We start from the raw sequence: 3,634 nt of genomic DNA, 5'->3' as shown, positions 1-3,634 counted from the left end.
CGGCGTGGGCGACGGCACTTGCCGATTGGATGGTCGATGAGGGTGCCGGCGTGCCTTTGGCCGATGTTGCCCACACCGTGAAACACTACCGCAGCCGGCACAACAAATTCGCCACGGTGTCCGCCCGCGATCGGGCCGAAGCCGTGGCGGGGCTGCGGGCCCTGGCCGCCGGGCAGCCGACGCCGGGAGTGGTCGGCACGCGGGAGGCGCCGGGTGGCTCTGGCACCGTGTTTCTGTACTCGGGTCAGGGTTCGCAGTGGGCGGGCATGGGTCGGCAGTTGTTGGCCGATGAGCCGGCGTTTGCTGCGGCGGTGCGTGAGTTGGAGCCGGATTTCGTTGCTCAGGTTGGGTTTTCGTTGCAAGATGTGCTGACTGCCGGCGAGCCGGTGGTGGGTATCGAACGCATCCAGCCGGTGCTGGTCGGTATGCAGCTGGCGTTGACCGCGTTGTGGCGCTCGTATGGGGTGGAACCCGATGCGGTGATCGGGCATTCGATGGGGGAGGTGACCGCGGCTGTCGTGGCCGGGGCGCTCAGCCCGGCTGATGGCTTGAAGGTGATCGCGACGCGATCGAAGTTGATGTCGCGGTTGTCCGGGCAGGGTGCGATGGCGTTGCTCGAGCTGGATGCCGAGGCCGTCGAGAAGTTGATCGCCGACCACGCGGACATCACCGTGGCGGTGTATGCGGCTCCGCAGCAGACCGTGATCGCCGGCCCGCCTGAGCAGGTCGACGCGGTGGTCGCGGTGGTGGACGCGCAGGGTCGGTTGGCACGGCGCATCGAAGTGGACGTGGCCTCGCACCACCCCACAGTTGACCCGATCCTGCCCGAGTTGCGCACTGCGCTGGCGGGTTTGACGCCGATGACGCCGAAGATCCCGTTGATCAGCACGGTCGGTCAAACCAATGGTGCGGCCCCGGCCTTCGATGCCGATTACTGGGTGGTGAACCTGCGAAATCCGGTCCGGTTCAGCCAGGCGGTGGCCGCGGCCGCCGAAAAGCACACCACCTTCGTCGAAGTCAGCCCGCACGCATTACTCAGCCACGCCATCACCGGCACGTTGGAGTCGGCCCGGCCGCGTGGCGGTACCCAGGTGGCGGGGACGCTGACCCGGGACAATCCGGAGACGTGGGCGTTCCACACCCAGCTGGCGACGGTCCGGCCGCCGTCAGCTGCCGCAGCGCAAACTCCGGACAGCACAAAGAGACTCATCGATCTTCCGCCGACGCCGTGGTTGCATTCCCGGTATTGGGCGGCGCCTTTTTCGGCTGCCCGGCAGTCAGCCAGCACGCATCCGCTGCTGGGCACGCACGTCGAAATGCCGTCCGGTCGCGATCACGTATGGCAGGCCGATGTCGGGACCGAACTCGTTCCCTGGCTGGCCGACCACAAGGTTCATGGCCAGCCGGTCATGCCCGGTACCGGTTTCGGCGAGATAGCGCTAGCGGCGGCCAGCGAAGCCCTCGGGTTGCCGGCGCAGCAGTTGACCGTTCGGCTGGAAGTCGAGCAGATGCTCCCGCTGAGCGACCAGACCCAGCTCACGACGCAACTGACCCGAGGCGCACAAGACGGCGTCGACGACATTCGCGTCGAAATTCATTCGCGGTCGGCGACCGGTAACTGGACTCGCCACGCGGTTGCCGGAGTCGAGGTGGGGCAATCCGACGCACCGACTGCGCCAACGGCCTCGTCAGATCCCGGCACGGCGGTCTCGCCCGCCGATCTGTACGCCGCGTTGCGCAATACCGGTTTGCATCACGGGCAGGCGTTCGCTGCGCTGACCCGCATCGTCCGTAAGGCAGGCGGTTCTTCCGAAACCGAGATCGTCCTGCCGGACGAAGCAACCGCGCATCGCGGTTACCGCATCCATCCGGTGCTGCTCGACGCGGCGTTGCAGGGGCTGGCCGCCGCGATGTCGCCTGAATCGCTGACCGACTCCAGCGAGGCCACCTATCTTCCGGTGTCGTTCGACAAGATACGAGTGTTCGGTGATGTCGGCCGACGCGCCCGATGCCGCGCCGAGCTGGTCAACCCCGACGGCGACGGCGCCGGACTGATGGGCCGTGTTCTGTTGACCGACGACACCGGCACACCGACCGCTGAGATCACCGGCATCTACCTGCAACGCATGCAACGCCGCAGTGTGCCACTGCCGCTGACGCAGAAAATCTTTGACACCGAGTGGGTCGAGATTCCCGTTGACCCGGCGGCGCCCGCGGCGCCGGACGGCAGCTGGCTGGTGTTGACCGACGGCGCCGAAACCGAGGCGTTGGCAAAAGAATTCGTGGCCGGATTCGGCTCACCGACCCGACGGGTGGTCAGCGCCGAACTTTCGCAAGAGTCGGCGGTCCTGGAGGCATTCGCACAAGCCGCGGGAGACGCCGAGCTTCCTCCAGTCGGGGTGCTCATCTTCGCGGGCCGGCAGCCGTTCGACGGGACCGATTCCGGCGACGCGCCGGCGCGCGGACGCGACCTCACCTGGGGGGTCGCCTCGACGGTTCGCACGATCCTCAGCGGGTGGCACGGCAAGTCGCCGCGACTGTGGCTGGTGTCCCGCGACGGTCTGGCCGTCCACGACGGCGAACCGGGCGACCCGTCGATCAGCGCATTGACCGGGTTGATCAGGGTTCTCGCCTACGAGCACCCGGACTTGCGCACCACGTTGGTGGATTTGCCGGGCGACGCCGTGACACCGCTGACCACCGAGCTGGGGCTGGCCTCCGGTGACGACGTGATCGCATGGCGCGGCGAAAGCCGTTATGCGAAACGGCTTTCCCGCGCGACGCTGGGTACGGCCAAGTCCGACACGATCGTCCGGCACGACGGCTCCTACATCCTCACCGGCGGTCTCGGCGGAATCGGTTTGGCCATGGCCCGTTGGCTCGTCGGCAGCGGCGCCGGCCGCGTCATCCTCAACGGGCGGTCCCAGCCGTCCGAGGAGGCGCAAGCGGTAATCGACGAACTCGGGCAGCATGCCCAAATCGTTGTGGTGCCAGGTGATATCGCGGCACCCGGAGTCGCCGAGCGGCTGGTGAACTCGGCCGAAGAGACCGGGCTGGCGTTGCGCGGCCTGATGCACAGTGCCGTCGTGCTCGACGATCAGATCGTCGCCGGCCTCAGCAGGGAGAGCCTGGAGCGGGTGTGGGCGCCGAAAGCCATTGGCGCGCTGCGACTACACATTGCAACTACGGCCACGGTCGGTCGCGAACTCGACTGGTGGGTCGGCTTCTCGTCGACGTCGTCGCTGCTGGGTGCGCCCGGACAGGGTGCCTACGCCGCCGCGAGCGCCTGGCTCGACGGCCTGGTCGATTGGCGACGGGCGTCGGGTTTGCCTGCCACCACGATCAACTGGGGCCAGTGGTCCGACATCGGCGTCGCCCGCTCGCTGACCTTCAGTGCGCTGGATCCCATTTCACCGGCCGAAGGCATCGAGGCACTGGAGGCCATCCTGGCCAACCAGCCGACAAACATCGGGGTGGCCCGGCTGCGCCTGGACCGGGCCGCGGCCGCGTTCCCGGAGATCCAGCAACTCGGCTATTTCGCCAAGTTGGCCGAAGAACTCGACATCGACAGCGCCGACGACGACTGGGCGGGCCCCGACGCGTTGCGCGAGATGGACCCCGCCGAAGTCAACCG

1 protein-coding gene is annotated in these 3,634 nt (G+C 67.6%); it reads left to right on the top strand.

Translation table 11 applies throughout. The annotated features are described in order from the left end of the window. Positions 1 to 3,634 (top strand): SDR family NAD(P)-dependent oxidoreductase (locus WAN71_RS18825; RefSeq protein ID WP_422226780.1); only part of this gene is annotated, 3,634 nt, incomplete at both ends.

Origin of the sequence: Mycobacterium sp. (assembly GCF_049280035.1) — a bacterium.
Taxonomy (GTDB): Bacteria; Actinomycetota; Actinomycetes; order Mycobacteriales; family Mycobacteriaceae; genus Mycobacterium.
Note: the sequence above shows the minus strand (reverse complement) of the source record. Positions and strands in the feature narration are given on the sequence as shown.